This window comes from Cellulosimicrobium sp. BMG9.23 (assembly GCF_059159985.1).
Map to the genome: position 1 here is coordinate 14,423 of NZ_JBZGBZ010000007.1, position 14,117 is coordinate 28,539.

Here is a 14,117-nt window from a genome sequence, read left to right on the forward strand (position 1 = left end):
CCGCGGTATTACCTCGCGCTACCGCGGTACTATCTCGCGCGCCCGGTGTACTACCTCGCGGGCGTCAGAGCGGGTCGTTCATCGCCTTCGCGAGCGAGCGGAGGCGCGCGTTGTCGAAGAGGTCCTCGAGCAGGACGACGTTCCCCGACCCGTCGCCCAGCGGAACCTTCCAGTTCGGGTACTCGGTGTGGGTGCCCGGCTGGTTCTGGGAGCGCCGCTCCCCGACCGCGTCGGCGAGCGAGACGCCGATCAGGGCCGCGGGGGTCTGCCGGACCAGCCGGTGCAGCGCCTCGACGAGCTCGCGCTCGGACGGGTCCTCGCCCACGAGCCCCCGCTCGCCCAGGAAGGCGAGCATCGCGTCGCGCTCGGCGCGGGCCGCACGGCGCACGTCCGCGACGGGCTCCGTGAGGACCCCGAGCCGGTCGCGCAGCTCGACGTGCTCGCCCGCGAGGTAGCCCGCCGTGGGGGGCAGGTCGTGCGTCGTGACGGTCGCGAGCGCCAGGTTGCGGTAGTTCTCCGGCGGGAGCGGGTCGCCGTCGGCGGTCTTCTCGAACCACAGGACGGACGTGCCGAGCACGCCCCGGTCGGCGAGGTAGTCGCGGACCCACGGCTCGAAGACCCCGAGGTCCTCGCCGATGACGATCGCCCCCGCACGGTGTGCCTCGAGGCACAGGATGCCGATCAAGGCCTCGTGGTCGTAGCGGACGTAGGCCCCGGCGTCGGCCCGGGCACCGCCGGGGATCCACCACAGGCGGAACAGGCCGATGACGTGGTCGATGCGGATCGCGCCCGCGTGGCGCAGGACGGTGCGCAGCATGTCGCGGTACGGCGCGTACCCGGCCCGCGCGAGGGCGCGCGGGTGCCACGGCGGCTGGGACCAGTTCTGGCCCTGCTGGTTGTACATGTCCGGGGGTGCGCCGACCGAGACGCCGGTGGCGAGGACCGCACGGTGGGCCCAGACGTCCGCTCCCTCGGGGTGCACGCCCACCGCGAGGTCGTGCATGATCCCGACGGTCATCCCGGCCTCGCGCGCGGTGCGCTGCGCGACGCGGAGCTGCTCGTCCGCGACCCACTGGAGCCAGCAGTAGAAGTCGACCCGGTCGGCGACGTGGTCGCGCAGCGCGGCGACCGTCGGGCTCGACGGGTCCGTCGCCCCCGGCGGCCAGTCCCGGTCGCCGTAGTGGTCGACGAGCGCGCACCAGGTCGCGAAGTCCTCGAGCCCTCGGCCCTGCTCGGCGCGGAACGCCTCGAACGACGCCTGGCGCGCGGTCGAGCGCGGGGCCGCGAACACGACCTCGAGCGCGGCCTTCTTCGCCTCCCACGCGGCGTCCCTGTCGATCGGGCCCGCGTCGGTGCACAGGTCCCGCACCGGGTCGAAGGACCACTCGACGAGGGAGCGGTCCGCGGCCGAGAGGTACGCGGTCTCGCGGATGTCCTCGACGCGCAGGTACAGCGGGTTGACGAACCGCCGGCTCGTCGGCAGGTAGGGCGACGGCGTCACCGGGGTGCGGGGCTCGGCGGCGTGCAGCGGGTTGACGAGCACGAAGTCGGCGCCGGCCTCGTGCGCCGACAGCCAGGCGAGATCCGCGAGGTCCGCGAGATCGCCCACGCCCCACGACGCCCGGGACCGGACCGAGTAGAGCTGGGCCATGAAGCCCCAGGCGGGGCGGTCGGCCACGGCCTCGGGCAGCTCGAGGCGCCGCGGCGTCACGACGAGCGCCGCGCGCGCCTGCGTCCCGCCGCTCTCCGCGTGCAGGTCGTGCCAACCGAGCGGGAGGTCCGCCGGGACCTCGAACGTCGCGCGCCCGACGGGTCGCCCGTCGACCGTCCGCGGCTCGACGAACACGTCGAGCTGGCTCAGGTCCCGCCGCTCGCGGGCTCCGCGCGCGTGCGGCCGCGCGGGACGCTGGTCGGCCTCGAGCTCGACCCACACCTCGACCGGCGCGCCGTCGACCACGTGCACGGGGACGGGGACGGCCTCGCCCTGGCGCACGACGACCGTGGGCGGGAGCATCTGCCGCCACGCGTCGTCGCGAGAGTGCTCGAGGGACACCGCGACCTTCTCCGGCGACGACGCCGGCACCCCCAGCGCCTCGAGGACGGCGACGAGCGTCGAGGCCCGGACCTGTCGCTTCGTCCCGTCGAAGCCCCAGAAGCCGGACGCCACGCCGTGGGCGTCGGCCAGCTGCACCAACGGCTCGGGCAGGTCCGTCTGAGAGGGTTCGCTCACGCACCGCATCCTGCCAGAACAGGGGCGTCGGGGCAGGCCCTCGCCCCGGCGCGCCCAGGAGCGGCGGGTAGCCTGCCGCCCATGCTCCCCACCTCCCCGACCGTGGTTCCGTCCGATGCGGGCGGCTTCGACGTGAGCAACCCCGACGACTGGCTGACCTGGTTCGTCGGCGTCCCGCTGCGCGTGATCCTCATCGTCGCGATCGGCTCGATCGGTCTCGGCCTCCTGCGCCGGGTGATCCGCCGCGTCACGGACCACATCGCCGACGGCACGCCGACCCTGCGCAGCGCGCGGCTCAAGGGCCTGGGCGAGACCGAGGTCGGCAGCGCCCTGCTGCGGGCCAACCCCCTCGCCAACGCTCGGCGCGCGGCGCGGGCCCGCACGATCGGGTCGGTGCTGCGGTCCGCGGCGAACATCATCATCGGGACGACGGTCGTGCTCATGGTCCTCGCCGAGCTGGGCCTGAACATCGGCCCGTTCCTCGCGTCCGCGGGGATCGCGGGCGTCGCGCTGGGCTTCGGCGCGCAGAGCCTCGTCAAGGACTTCCTGTCCGGGACGTTCATGCTGCTCGAGGACCAGTACGGCGTCGGCGACGTGGTCGACTTCGGCGAGGTGGTCGGCACCGTCGAGGAGGTGGCCCTGCGCGTCACGAAGGTCCGGGCGGGCGACGGGACGCTCTGGTACGTGCGCAACGGCGAGATCCTACGGACGGGGAACCTCACCCAGGAGTGGGGCCGCGCCGTCGTCGAGGTGCGCGTCGCGTACTGGGCCGACGTCGCCCAGGTGCGCTCGGTGCTCCTCCAGGCGGCGGAGGGCGTGCGTGCGGACCCGGTCCTCGGCCCGTCCGTGATGGAGGCGCCCGAGGTGCTCGGCATCGAGGAGCTCACCGCCGAGGCGATGCTGCTCAAGGTGCAGATCAAGACCCACGCCGCGCAGCAGTGGGAGGTCGGTCGTGCGCTGCGCGCGGCGGTCCGCGAGGCCCTGGAGGACGCGCGGATCCCGCTCGCGGGTGCGCAGCAGGTGGTCGTCCTCGACCACTCGCCGGCGGAGCGGGACGACGACGGGTCACGGTCCGCGGGACGTTCGGCCGCACGCGGTGCCGCCGCGGCGGCCGCCGTGCGCAAGCCCGACGCCGCCGGACCGGCCTGACGTCAGCCGGCCGGACCTCAGCCGACCTGACGTCAGCCGACCTGACGTCAGCGCAGGCCGTCGAGCTCCGCAGCCAGGTTGTCGGCCTCCGGGCCGACGATGACCTGCACGACGCGCCCCGAGCGGACCACGCCGAACGCTCCCGTGGCCTTGAGCCGTGCCTCGTCGACCAGCTCGGGGTCGGTGACCTCGACGCGCAGCCGGGTGATGCAGGGCTCCAGGTCGACGACGTTGCCCTGGCCCCCGAGGGCGTCGAGGATCTGCTGGGCCTTCTGGTCCGAGGGGGTGCTCATCGAAGTCGTCTCCTGAGGCGAGTGCGGGAGGGGCCGGACGGCGGATCCGGGGTGTCGGGGTGCCGTGCACCCTGGGGACAGCCTAGTCTCCTGGCACGGTTGTCACCGGGTCGACGCCACGGTGAAACAGGGACGCAACGCGCGTGTGCTCGCGTGGCGCGGAGGCGGACAGGAGCGAGCACGTGGGATCGCAGGACGAGACGCGGCAGGTCATCACCGGGATCGGCGTGTGCGCCGGGACGGTCGTCGGGCCGGTCGTGCTCATGCCGGAGCCGGTCGCCGAGCCGGCGGCGGGCCTGCGTCTGCCGCCGCGCGCGGACCACGAGGCACAGGCACGCCGCGTGGACGACGCCGCGCGGCACGTCGTGGCGGACCTCGAGCGCGCCGCCGCGGCGGCGCAGGGCGAGAGCCACGACGTCCTCGAGGCGACCGCGGCGATGGCGGCGGACCCGACGCTCGCGGCGGACGCGCGCCGCCGCGTCCTCGACGACCACCTCGTCCCGGAGCGCGCCGTGTGGGAGGCGGCCGACGACGTCGCGCGCCAGCTCACCGGGCTCGGCGGGTACTTCGCCGAGCGGGCGCGCGACGTCGCGGACGTCCGCGACCGGCTCGTCGCCGCGCTCACCGGCCGGCCCGCGCCCGGGGTCCCCGAGCACGCCGAGCCGTTCGTGCTCGTCGCCTCCGACCTCGCGCCGTCCGCGACCGCGGCGCTCGACCCCGCGCGCGTCCTCGCGATCGTCACCGACGGCGCCGGCCCGACGTCGCACACCGCCATCGTCGCCAACGCCATGGGCATCCCGGCGGTCGTCGCGGCCGTCGGGGCGAGCGCGGCGCTCGCCCCGGACGACCTGGTCCTCGTCGACGGGTCGGCGGGGACCGTCGTCGTGCACCCGTCCCCCGAGCAGGTCGAGGCGGCGCGCGCACGCTCGCAGCACGCCCGCACGTTCGACGGCGCGGGGCGCACGCGCGACGGGCACCGCGTGCAGCTCCTCGCGAACGTCGGCGACCCGGCCGGCGCAGCCCCGGCCGCGGCCGCGGGGGCCGAGGGCGTCGGGCTGTTCCGCTCCGAGTTCTGCTTCCTGGACCGCGACGAGCCGCCGACGGTAGCCGAGCAGGTCGAGGCCTACCGCGCCGTCCTGCGCGAGTTCCCCGGCCGCAAGGTCGTCGTCCGCACGCTCGACTCGGGCGCCGACAAGCCCCTGCACTTCCTCACCGTCGCCGACGAGGAGAACCCGGCGCTCGGCGTCCGCGGGCTGCGCACCGCGGCGCACTGGCCCGACCTGCTCGAGCAGCAGCTCGACGCGATCGCGCAGGCCGCCGCCGCGGAGGAGGCCGAGGTCTGGGTCATGGCGCCGATGGTCTCGACCGTCGGCGAGACGGAGTGGTTCGTCGAGCGGTGCCACGCGCACGGCCTCGACGTGGCGGGCGTCATGGTCGAGGTGCCGAGCGCGGCGCTGCTCGCCGGCCCGATCCTGGCCCGCGCCGCCTTCGCGTCGATCGGCACGAACGACCTCACGCAGTACACGATGGCCGCGGACCGCCTGCTCGGCTCGCTCGCCGAGCTGTCCGACCCGTGGCAGCCGGCCGTGCTGCGCCTCGTCGCCGCGACGTGCGAGGGCGGCGCCCAGCAGGCTCGTCCCGTGGGCGTGTGCGGCGAGGCCGCCTCGCACCCGGTGCTCGCGCTCGTCCTCGTCGGGCTCGGCGTGACCTCGCTGTCGATGACGGCGCGCGCGATCCCCGACGTCGCCGCGCTCCTGCGTGAGGTCGACCTCGACGAGTGCCGCCGTCTCGCGCGCCTCGCCCTCGACGCCGAGAGCGCCGCGGCCGCGCGCGCCGTCGTGCGCGAGAACCTGCCGCAGCTGGTCGACCTCGGCCTGTGATCCTCGCCGCAGGCCGTCCCGCGGGCCGGGGCCCGCACGTCCGTGGTGCGAGGATGGGGCCGTGACCACGGAGCCCACCCCCCGCACCCGGACGACCCTGCCGGTCGCCGGGATGACGAACGGTGCCGCGCCCGCCGCCCCGGCGCCGTCCCCGACGCGGCCGAGCCGCTCGTTCTACGACGAGGTCGGCGGGCACGAGACGTTCGTCCGCCTCGTCGACGCGTTCTACGAGGGCGTCGCACAGGACCCGGTGCTGCGGCCCATGTATCCCGACGAGGACCTGGGCCCCGCGCGCTGGCGACTCACGGCGTTCCTCGAGCAGTACTGGGGCGGCCCCACGACGTACAGCGAGCAGCGCGGCCACCCGCGGCTGCGGATGCGGCACGGTGGCTTCACGGTCAACCCCGACGCGCGCGACCGCTGGCTCGCGCACATGCGCGCGGCGGTCGACTCGCTCGGTCTGGCGCCGATCCACGAGGCCACGCTGTGGGACTATCTGGAACGCGCCGCGCACTCCCTCCTCAACACCTTCGACGACTGAGCCGCCAGAGCGCGCACCGCCGCGCACGCCGCGTACGCCACTGACGCCGAGCCAAGGAGCCCGAGACCCGTGACCTCCGAGCACCCCGAGACCGACTCCGCGCCGTCGCCCGGCCCGACGTCGCCCGCCGCCCCGGCCGAGCAGGTCCCCAACCCGCTGGGCCACCTCCTCGAGGTGCTGCAGCTCGAGCGCGTGGGCGACGGGGACGGCTCCCCGGCCGATCCGGAGCACTTCCGCGGCGTCAGCGTCCACCAGCCGACGGGGCGCGTGTACGGGGGCCAGGTGCTCGCGCAGGCGGTGCTCGCCGCGGGCCGGACCGTCCCGGAGGGTCGCCTCCCCCACTCGCTCCACGGGTACTTCCTGCGCCCCGGCGACCTCGCCGTGCCGATCGACCTCGCGGTCGAGCGGCTGCGCGACGGCCGGTCGTTCAGCGCGCGCCGCACGCACGCGATCCAGCACGGCAAGCCGATCCTGTCGATGATCGCCTCGTTCCAGGAGGAGCAGGGCGGGATCGAGCACTCCTCAGCGATGCCCGACGCGCCCGACCCGGAGACCGTGCCGTCCGCCCTCGACGTGCTCGGCGGGATCGACCATCCCATCGCCCGCTTCTGGTCGCACCACTCCGCGTTCGAGCTGCGTCACGTCGGCGGGTCGCTGTATCTCGGCCCCGACGGCGAGCCCAAGGACCACCAGATGGTGTGGATGCGCGCCCGGGGCGACGTGGGCGACGACCAGCTCCTGCACCGCGCGCTCATGGCCTACGCGTGCGACCAGGTGATGCTCGAGCCGATCCTGCGCGAGGCCGGGATCGCGTGGGTCACCCCGGGGATCTCGATCGCGAGCCTCGACCACGCGATGTGGTGGCACCGCGACGTGCGCGTCGACGACTGGCTGCTCTACGTGCAGTCCTCGTCGAGCGCGCAGGGCGGGCGCGGCCTCGGGGCAGCACGCGTGTTCGCCCAGGACGGGACGCTCGTCGCGTCCATCGCGCAGGAGGGCATGGTCCGCCTCCCGGCGCTGTGAGCACCGGGAGGCGGACCGTTCGGCGTCCTCAGCGAGGCGTCAGCCGCACGTGACCGACGTGTCGGCCGGCGGGGCGCCGGTGCCGATGAACCCGAACGACGTGCTCGCGCCGGCCGCGAGCGTGCCGTTCCAGCCGACGTTCGACGCGGTGAGCACTCCCCCGCTGACGCTCGTCGTCGCGTTCCAGGCCTGGGACAGCCCGCCCGGCGCGAGGTCGAGCGCGACCGTCCACCCGGCGACGCCGGACGGTCCAGCCGTCACCGTGACCTCACCCTGGTAGCCGCCGTTCCACGACCCGCGCGTCGCGTAGGCCGCCGTGCATGCGCCGGGCTCCGGCCCGCCGTCGTCCTCGGCCGTGGTCGCCTCGACCCCGAGCGACACGGGCGAGATGTTGCCCGCCGCGTCGCGCGCCCGGACCGTGTAGCGGTACGTCGTCTCCGCCGAGAGGTCCTCGTCGGTGTACGTCGTGCCGGACGCGGTCCCGACCCGTACACCGTCACGCAGGACGTCGTACCCCACGACACGCACGTCGTCGGTCGAGGCCGTCCACGACAGCGACGCGGTCGACGACGTCGTCCCGGTCACCGCGAGGTCGGTCGGGGTGGTCGGTGCCTCGGTGTCGTCCGGCGGGACGTCCTCGCCGAACAGCCGGTCGTAGTCCGCGAGCGCCGTCGCGACCGCCGTCTGCGCCCAGAACCGGTGGTACCGGAACTGGGGCGCCGGGCCGCCGTCGAGGTGCGCCTGGACCTTGTCCCACTCGGGGTCGTCGAGGTAGAAGGAGCGGAGGTCGAGGAAGGAGACGCCCGGCTCGATCACGTCGCCGTTCGGCATCGTGCCGGACCAGCCCGCGGGCACGTACGTGCCGTTCCCGGTCGGGGACGTGAGGACGTCGTCGAAGCGACCGAAGTCGTTCCGGGCCTCGTCCGTCGCGACGCCGATCGGGTCGCTGTTCTGCTCCCAGATCGCGTCGAGCAGGTCGCGCGCCGTCTCCTGGGCGACGGTGTCGTCCGAGCCGGCCGCGTAGTACATGAGCGTGCGGGCCAGCGCGCCGGCGACGCCGACGTCCTGGCCGTAGCTCTTGACGCTCACGGACAGCCCGGAGTTGTCGCCCGGGTTCGCGGGGTCCCACGTGTCGGGCTTGCCGGTCCACGTGAGCTCGGACGGGATCTGCCACGAGTCCTCGGTGACCGTGATGTTGTCCACGACCCACGGCACCCACCCGTCGAGGATGTCCTCGGCGCGCTCGTCGCCGGTCTCGTGGTAGAGCTGCGCGATGCGCTCCATGCCCCACCCCTGCATGCCCATCCACTGGTTCGACGGCGGGTCGTGGTAGACCGGCGCCTCGGTGTACGCCATGCCGTAGAACGTCGGCGTCCCGGCGGGCCGGGCCGCGTAGGCGCCGTCCCACGAGTTCGTACTGCCGCCCGCGATGCCGCCCTCGGGGGCCTGGAGCCACTGGAACAGCTCGACCTGGCGGTCGAGGCTCTTGCTCCAGTCGTCCACCGCCGTCGGCGACGACGGCTCGAGCGCCGGGTCGTTCGCGAGCGCCCACGCCGCCATCGGGTTCTGGTACCCGAAGTGCGCGTGGCTCGAGCCGATGCGCCACGCCCACGGGCTCGCGGTGTCGAGCGCCCCGCCCCACGCGTAGTACCAGGACAGGAGGTAGTGCGCGCTGTCCTTGCCCGTGCCGGCGGCGCACGACGGCGACGCGCAGCCGGGGGTCTTGAAGTACTTGTCGAACAGCGCGTAGCGCAGGTAGTCGCCCATCTTCGAGGCCTTGCCGACGGTCTCGGCGACGGCCTCGGGCTGGCCCTGCTCGGTCGCGAACTTGTTCGCCCAGTACGCGGCCTCGACGGCGCGCGCGTCGGCGTCCGGCGCGTTCGTGTACTTCCACTGCTTCGCGTACGACGCGTCGCCCGTGAAGAGGTCGAGGTAGCCGTTCTCGCCGCCGAAGCTGAAGTCGTCGATGGACGGCTGCGGGATGGTCTCCCAGACCGACTCCTGCGGGCCGCGCTGGAAGGTGTTGATGTACGACGTGCCCTCGTGGTCGGGACCGAGGAGCTCCGACGAGCCGGGGGCGGCGCCGAAGCCGTACACGTTGTCGACGTCGGCGAGCCAGTGCATGCCGTAGATCTCGGACGTCCCGTACGTCTGGCGCAGCTCGGCGCCGATGGGGTCCCTGCCCGTCGTGACGCCGCTCGTGATCTGCGACGGGTACGCGCTCGGGTGGTTGTGCTCGGCAGCGTAGGTGGCCGGGCTGTTCGGGTTGTACGCCGCGTTGGTCGGCTGGTTCTCCGTCGTGGGGATCATGTACTGCTCGAGCGTGTCCCACGCGTGGTTGAACGGCTCCCAGTCGCCCGTGACCTGCCCGTAGGACGTCTCGAGCCACAGCCAGAAGGAGTACGCCTCCGACGTCGTCTCGTGCCCGTAGTCGGGTGCCTCGACCATGAGGGTCTCGACCGCGTGGTACGGGATGCCCTGCGGCGAGAAGTAGCCGTTCGCCGGGTCGTGGATCTTGGCGTAGAGCTCGAGGAAGCGCTGCGTGTGCTCGCCGTCGACGGCGAGCGTGACGGCGGCCTCGCCCGCCGGGGCGGGAGCGGCGGGATCCGCGCTCGCCGGCTGGACCGCGGTCAACGCCGCGAGCGTCGCACAGGCGGTGAGCGCGGCGGCGATCGTGCGGCCGCGACGGCCGCGGCGCCCAGGTCCGACCGGCCAGGCAGGCACAGCGGGGGCGTGCGGTGATGGTGGCGGCGCGGCGCGCCGGGACGTTCGTGACATCGTGCTCCCTCTCGTCGTCGAGCCCCGGCGCGACGGTCCGGGCCCGCCCTCGTCGGCGGGCCCGTCGCGGCGGGTGGGCTCGACTGTCGCCACGGGGACCGAGCGCTCACAACGGCCGAAACGTTTCGGGGACCCGGAGGCGCGACAGGCTCGGCAGGTGGGCGTGGGCGCGCCGACGCGCGAGGGCGGCGCCCGCGCGACGCAGGAGCTCGCCGGCGTCGGGCGCGGCGGTGACGCCGCCGACGCGCTCGACGACGATGCCCTGGCCGAGCGTCGCGCCCACGCGGGCGGCGGTCCGCACGGCGTCGTCGGCGGTCGCGCCGTCGAGCAGGACGACGTAGTCGTTCGGGGCGAGCTCGCACACCGAGCCGGAGTCGCCCACCGCGCCCCGCAGGCGGTGCAGCGCCGGTACCGTCGGCGGGGTCGTGAACCCGACCGCGAGCACGTGCGCGTCGTACCCGGCGACCCGGCGTGCGCGCTCGACGGACTGCGCGAGCCGGTCCACGAAGAGCCCCCGGTGCAGCACGCCGGAGTCGGGGTCGACGAGGACGCGCTCGCGCAGCTCGCTGCGGTACCGCTCGACGTCGGACAGGACCGCGAGCGCACCGACCATCCGTGCGGGCCGTCCACCGGCGTCGTGCACCGTCACCGCGCGGCAGCGCACCCGGACGTGCTCGCCGTCGGCGCAGCGCAGCCGGTGCTCGACGTCGAGCGGCTCCTTCGTGCCGGCGAGCTGCGCGGCCAGCGCGGCGTGCACCGCCTGGACGTCGTCCGGGTGCACGCGCCCGAGCCACTCGTCGGGGTCGTCGCGCAGGTCCTGGGTGTCGCACCCGACGATCTGCGCCCACGCCGGGGAGTACTGCACCGTCCCGGCCTCGACGTCCCACTCCCAGGTCCCGTCGTGGGACGCGATGGACACGAGGGCCGCTCGCTCGGCGCCGGCCTCGACCTCGAGCACGAGCTCGCGCACGCGCTCGGCCGCGTCGGCGAGCGCGTGCTGCTGGTGCTGGAGGGACGTGAGCAACGCTTCCTGGTCGAGCGCGACGGCGAGCATCGCGGCCCAGTGGTTGTAGCGCTCGCGCGTGCTGGTCGACCGCGTGTCGAGGAGCCCGCCCACGACGAGGAAGCCCCAGTCGGACCGCCCGAACGCGACGGGGGCCACGATCGTCATCGACCGCGGGTCGAGGAGCTCGCGCGGCGGGAACTCCGCCGTCGGGAACGTGGCGTCCACGAGCCGCTCGACACCGCTCCCGCCACCACGCACCCCCACGATCCGCAGGACGCGCCGGGCGCTGCCGTCACCGGCGTCGTCCCACAGCGCGAGGGCGGCGGTCCCGCCGACGCCGCGCGGCAGCCAGTCGAGCCGCCGCAGAGCCTCCCCGTCGCCCCGCAGCAGCCCCAGGTCGACCTCGCAGAGGTCCACGAGGTCCTGCTCGAGCCGGCCGGTCCGGGCGAGGGAGCCGTGGGCGCACCCGCGGGCGAGCGCCACGACGATCTCGGTCGCCGTCGCCCGCAGCGCGTCGGCGCGTGCCGTCACCGAGAGCGGCGCCCGGTCGCGGTGCGCGCTGCGGGCGAGCACCGTCCGGCCGAGCTGGGTCGCGGCGGCGCTCGCCCGGCGCCGGCGCACGTCGCGCACGAGGTCCGCGACCTCCGCCTCGAACGCGGGCACGAGCTGCTCGAGCGCCTCCTGCGAAGGTCGCAGCGCCGCGGTGCGGTCGGCGAACGAGCGCAGCGCCGACGGCGGGGGCACGACGGCGCCCTCGGCCGCTCCCCGCAGCATGTGCCGGAGCAGGTGGAGCCAGGCGTCGAGCGGTGCCGGACGGCGCAGCCCCTCCCCCGGGCGGGCGCGTCGTCGGGAGCCGCGCACGTCGCCCCGTTCGGCGACGGACGCGAACACGACACGGGCGACGTCGTCGAGCGGACGGACCGGGTGCGGCACCGTGTGCAGCGAGGCCACGGGCGGCACGGGGTGCACGGGGTGCACGGGGTGCACGGGCGGAGCGGCGGGCATCGCCGCCGCGCAGGGCGTGTCCGGCCGCGCGCCCGTCCGGATGAGCTCGCCCTGGGTCCCCTCGAGGCAGCCGCACGACTCCCGGCGGATGAGCGCCGCGCGGCCCAGGCGGTTCTCGCGGACGACGTCCTCGCCCCGCACCCGGGCGACGAGCAGCTCCGCGACCCGCTCTCCCACCTGGTCGTGCAGGGGGTCGACGGTCGAGAGCCGCGGACGCGACCGGGCGCCGGCGTCCGCGTGGTCGAACCCGACCACGGCCTGCGCCACGGGCAGCTCCAATCCGGCGGCCTGGAGCCCGCGCATGAACCCGATCGCGTTGCGGTCCGTCGCGGCGAGCGTGGCCGTCGTCGGCAGGCCGCGAGCAGCGAGACGGCGTGCGACCGTCTCGGCGCTCGCCTCCTGGTTGTCCCGCGTCCGGTAGACCCAGGACGGCGAGAACGGCAGGTCGTGCGCGTCCAGGGCCGTGCGGTAGGCGTCGAACCGCTCGAGCGTGTCGCGCTGCTCGGTGTTGCCGAGGAAACCGATCCGGCGGTGGCCGTGGTCGGCGAGGTGGTCGACGGCCGCTCGGACGCCACCCGCGTTGTCGGGCGCGACCGTGGGGGCGCGCAGCCCGTCCGCGCGCACGCCGAGGAGCACGAGCGGGACGCCCGAGGCGTCGAGCTCGCGGAGCTCGGCGTCGGCGAGCGCCGTGGTCATGACCACGAACCCGTCGAACGACGACCGTCCGAGCACCGGCCTGCGCCCCGGCGGCCCGGGGAACTCGTCGCGGTCGAGGTCCGCCGGATAGGTCTGCAGGGCCACGACCCGGTGCCCGTACGAGCGCAGCACCCTCGCTATCCCGGCGAGCGACCGTCCGAAGTAGAAGCCGCCCACGACCGGGCACAGCACCCCGAACGTGAGCTGTTCCCCGGGCTGTCTCGGTCGCCTCGTCGCGTCCGTCGACATGTGTCTCACCGTCCTCGTCGTCGAGTCCTGCTATGCATCATGCACCCAAAGCGGGCACAGTGTGGGAGCGTGACCACAATTCCCTCGCCGGGGTCCCCGTCCTCCGGCCCTCCGGCTCCCGGTGAGCGGCGCATCACGATCACGGACGTCGCGCGAGCGGCCGGCGTCTCGATCGCCGTCGTCTCGTACGCGCTCAACGACCGCCCCGGGGTCTCCGAGCGCACCCGGCGGCACGTCCTGCGCACCGCCGCCGACCTGGGCTGGCGGCCCTCCGCCGCGGCCCGGTCGCTGCGCGCGCGGGCCCGCAGCGTCAGCCTGCAGGTCGTCCACGGCCCGGAGGGCTCGCCAGGACCCGCGCGGGCCGTCGCGCTCGCCGCGGGCATGCGGCCGGCGCTGGCGGCGCACGACCTCGCCCTGAGCGTCGAGGTGGTCTCCGACCGCGAGGACGGCGGTCGCGACATCGAGGCGGGCTGGTCGGAACGGCGGCACGCGGCGTTCGTCGTCACGGGCGTGCACGAGCGCGACCCCCGACGACGGGTCGCGCGGGACGGCACGATCCCGCTCGTCGAGGTCGCGGACGGCGGAGGGCCCGGCGAGCGCAGGGGCGCGCCGCAGGGCAGCGGACCCGACGCACCGGTGTGGTTCGCCGGCGACGCCGACGCACGCGCGGCTCGCTACCTCGTGGAGCTCGGGCACCGTCGCGTCGCCCTCGTCGTGTCGGACGCCCACGACGACGTCGCGCGCGCCCTGCACGACGCGATGAGCGGCGCCGGCGGCCCCGAGACCCGGGTGGAGCTCGTGGAGTGCCGCACGTGGGAGGAGACGCGTGCGGCCGCCACGCGCCTGCTCGCGCACGCGTCCCGGCCGACGGCGGTCCTCACCGACGGCGACGTCAACGCGCTCGCCGTGCTCGAGGCCGCACGACGCCGCGGGCTCGAGGTGCCGTGGGACCTGTCCGTCCTGTCCGGTGAGGACTCGGCGACGTGCCGGCTCGTCGCCCCGGCGCTCACCGCGGTCCACCGTCCGTTCGTCCCGCTCGGCGCGCACGTCGCCGAGACCCTCGTGCACCGGTTCCGCCTGGGACGCGCCGTCGCCCGGCCCGACGACGCGGAGACCGGGGAGCGGCCCGGGCCCGCCCCCGCGGCCAAGCTCGTCCTGCGCGGGACGACCGCGCCACCCCGGTCCGCCTAAACGTTTCGCACGGTGTGCATCCCGGCTCCGGGTGATCACGGTGGTCCCCGTCGGGCTCCTCGCCCGGCACGCGGAC

The 14,117-nt window shown here is 75.1% G+C and carries 9 protein-coding genes; 5 read left to right on the top strand and 4 right to left on the bottom strand.

All coding sequences use genetic code 11. The annotated features are described in order from the left end of the window. Window positions 1-64: 64 nt before the first annotated feature. Window positions 65-2,239: a 4-alpha-glucanotransferase gene (malQ, locus tag AC4H2G_RS12835; protein WP_494366128.1), complete on the bottom strand. Its 2,175-nt coding sequence runs from the start codon at window positions 2,237-2,239 to the stop codon at window positions 65-67. A 72-nt stretch (window positions 2,240-2,311) separates the two neighbouring features. Here malQ and AC4H2G_RS12840 point away from each other — a divergent pair, with 72 nt between their 5' ends. Continuing rightward, a complete protein-coding gene (locus AC4H2G_RS12840) occupies window positions 2,312-3,379 on the top strand; it encodes a mechanosensitive ion channel family protein (RefSeq protein WP_494366129.1) in 1,068 nt (355 codons plus the stop codon). A gap of 47 nt (window positions 3,380-3,426) precedes the next feature. Here AC4H2G_RS12840 and AC4H2G_RS12845 read toward each other — a convergent pair whose 3' ends face one another. After that, window positions 3,427-3,753: a PTS sugar transporter subunit IIB gene (locus tag AC4H2G_RS12845; protein ID WP_494366452.1), complete on the bottom strand. Its 327-nt coding sequence runs from the start codon at window positions 3,751-3,753 to the stop codon at window positions 3,427-3,429. Between the two features lie 101 nt (window positions 3,754-3,854). On the opposite strand from AC4H2G_RS12845, the gene ptsP reads away from it, so the two are divergent. The 3 genes from ptsP (at window position 3,855) to AC4H2G_RS12860 (ending at window position 7,116) form a co-directional block, all read left to right on the top strand. After that, on the top strand, window positions 3,855-5,552 hold the full coding sequence (gene ptsP / locus AC4H2G_RS12850; RefSeq protein WP_494366130.1) for a phosphoenolpyruvate--protein phosphotransferase: 1,698 nt from the start codon (window positions 3,855-3,857) through the stop codon (window positions 5,550-5,552). 112 nt (window positions 5,553-5,664) lie between these two features. Continuing rightward, on the top strand, window positions 5,665-6,093 hold the full coding sequence (locus AC4H2G_RS12855; RefSeq protein ID WP_494366453.1) for a globin: 429 nt from the start codon (window positions 5,665-5,667) through the stop codon (window positions 6,091-6,093). A 69-nt stretch (window positions 6,094-6,162) separates the two neighbouring features. After that, complete coding sequence (locus AC4H2G_RS12860) at window positions 6,163-7,116, top strand: acyl-CoA thioesterase (RefSeq protein WP_494366131.1); 954 nt, start codon at window positions 6,163-6,165, stop codon at window positions 7,114-7,116. A gap of 39 nt (window positions 7,117-7,155) precedes the next feature. Here the strand turns inward: AC4H2G_RS12860 and AC4H2G_RS12865 are convergent, their stop codons facing one another. Together AC4H2G_RS12865 and AC4H2G_RS12870 are read right to left on the bottom strand one after the other, a co-directional pair. Continuing rightward, window positions 7,156-9,750 carry a glycoside hydrolase family 48 protein gene (locus AC4H2G_RS12865; protein WP_494366132.1) on the bottom strand — a complete coding sequence of 865 codons (2,595 nt, stop codon included), beginning with the start codon at window positions 9,748-9,750 and terminating at the stop codon, window positions 7,156-7,158. A gap of 250 nt (window positions 9,751-10,000) precedes the next feature. Beyond that, on the bottom strand, window positions 10,001-12,850 hold the full coding sequence (locus tag AC4H2G_RS12870; RefSeq protein ID WP_494366133.1) for a substrate-binding domain-containing protein: 2,850 nt from the start codon (window positions 12,848-12,850) through the stop codon (window positions 10,001-10,003). Between the two features lie 69 nt (window positions 12,851-12,919). Here AC4H2G_RS12870 and AC4H2G_RS12875 point away from each other — a divergent pair, with 69 nt between their 5' ends. Next, complete coding sequence (locus AC4H2G_RS12875) at window positions 12,920-14,041, top strand: LacI family DNA-binding transcriptional regulator (protein WP_494366134.1); 1,122 nt, start codon at window positions 12,920-12,922, stop codon at window positions 14,039-14,041. Window positions 14,042-14,117 lie beyond the last annotated feature (76 nt).